Source organism: Corallococcus sp. 4LFB (assembly GCF_046520365.1).
Classification (GTDB): Bacteria; Myxococcota; Myxococcia; order Myxococcales; family Myxococcaceae; genus Corallococcus; species Corallococcus caeni.
Window position 1 is genome coordinate 1 of sequence record NZ_JBKGHJ010000866.1, and the last position, 2034, is coordinate 2034.

1 protein-coding gene is annotated in these 2034 nt (G+C 69.4%); it reads left to right on the forward strand.

The window, feature by feature from the left end; translation table 11 throughout:
- Positions 1 to 2034, forward strand: a 2034-nt coding sequence (locus ACLEQD_RS42115) for a non-ribosomal peptide synthetase (protein WP_410391577.1), incomplete at both ends; no start/stop codon positions are given.

Consider the following 2034-nt stretch of genomic DNA (forward strand, 5'->3'; position numbering starts at 1 on the left):
CCCAGGCGGAGACCGAAGGCCTCATCGGCTTCTTCGTCAACACCCTCGTCCTGCGTGCCCACGTCCAGCCGAAGGCCACGTTCCGGCAGCTGCTCGCGCAGGTGCGCGGCACGACGCTCGCAGCCTACGAGCACCAGCACCTGCCCTTCGAGAAGCTGGTGGAAGCGCTCCAGCCCGTGCGGGACGCCAGCCGCAGCCCGCTCTTCCAGGTGATGTTCGTCCTGCAGAACGCGCCCACCGGGGACCTGCGCGTCCCCGGCCTCACCTTCCAGCAGGTCGCCTCCGACGCTCGCTCCGCCAAGTTCGACCTCACCCTGATGATGCAGGACTCGCCCCAGGGCTTCGTCGGTTCGCTGGAGTACAGCACCGCTCTCTTCGAGCGGAGCACCGTGGAGCGCATGGCCAACCACCTGCGCATGCTGCTGGAGGCCGTGGCCCTGAGGCCCGAGCAGCCCGTGGCCGAGCTGCCCTTGCTGACGTCGGACGAGCGTCAACGGCTGCTCGTGGAGTGGAACGACACCACCGTCGCCAGCCCGACGGGTCTCCCCGCCCACGTCCACTTCGCCCAGCAGGCACGGCGCACACCGCACTCCGTCGCCCTGGTGCTGGGGGATGACTCGCTGACGTATGCCCAGCTGGACGCACGCGCGAACCAGCTGGCCCACCACCTGCGAGCCATGGGCATCGTCCCGGGTGCGCGCGTCGGACTCGCCGTCGAACGCTCCTTCGAAATGGTGACGGCGCTGCTCGCCATCCTCAAGGTGGGCGCGGCCTTCGTCCCGGTGGACCGCAATGCTCCCGTGGAGCGCATCGCGGCCCTGCTGGAGGACGCTCACGTCAGCGTGACGCTCACGCATCAGCCCTTCGCGTCATTGCTGCCCACTTCCGGCGAACGCGTCTGGCTGGACGCACAGGCCCAGGACATCGCCAAGGCTCCCACCCACGCCCCCGACGTCCGCGTGGACGGCGAAGCCGTGGCCTACGTCATGTTCACCTCCGGGAGCACCGGGCGCCCCAAGGGTGTCTGCGTGCCCCACCGGGGCATTGCACGCCTGGTGCTCGGAAACACCTTCATGCGCTTCGGGCCCGACGAGGTCTGGCTCCAAGCCGCTCCCGTTGCCTTCGACGCGTCCACGCTCGAAATCTGGGGCGCGCTGCTGCATGGCGCGAAGCTCGTCCTCGCTCCGTCGCACTCCCTCTCTCTGGAGGAACTGGCCGCGCAGCTGCGCCACCACCGCGTGACGTCCCTGTGGCTCACCGCGGCCCTCTTCGAGCAGATGGCCCTGCACCAGGGTGAAGCCCTCGCGGGGGTGCGCCAGGTGCTCGCGGGTGGTGACGTGCTGCCTGCCGCGCGCGTTCGCGAGCATCTCGCTCGCATCCCCGAAGGCACCACTTTCATCAACGGCTACGGCCCCACGGAGAACACCACCTTCTCCACGACGTTCACCCTGCGTCGCGACTCGGTGGTGGATGGTGCGGTGCCCATTGGCCGACCGCTCTCCAACTCCACCGTCTACGTGCTCGATGCGCACCTGCGTCCGGTGCCCGTGGGCGTCGCCGGTGAGGTGTACGTCGGCGGCCAGGGCCTCGCCTGGGGCTACCTCCACCGCCCGGACCTGACTGCGGAGCGCTTCGTCCCCCATCCCTTCGCTTCCATTCCGGGCGAGCGCCTCTACCGCACGGGCGACAAGGCTCGCTGGCGGGAGGACGGCACGCTCGACTTCCTCGGCCGCGCGGACTTCCAGGTGAAGGTGCGTGGCTTCCGCATCGAACTCGGTGAAATCGAAGCGGCCCTGCGCTCCGCCACTGGCGTCAGCGAAGCGGCTGTCGTGGCCCGGGGCACCGGCGCGGACAAGCGCCTCATCGGTTACGTCACCGCACGCGATGGCCAGTCGCTGGATCCAGACACTCTCAAGGCAAGCCTCAAGCAGCGGCTGCCTGAGTACATGGTGCCGGCCGCCCTGGTGGTACTGGGCACCCTGCCCCTCAACGCCAACGGCAAGGTGGACCGCAAGGCCCTGCCGGAGCCTGGAA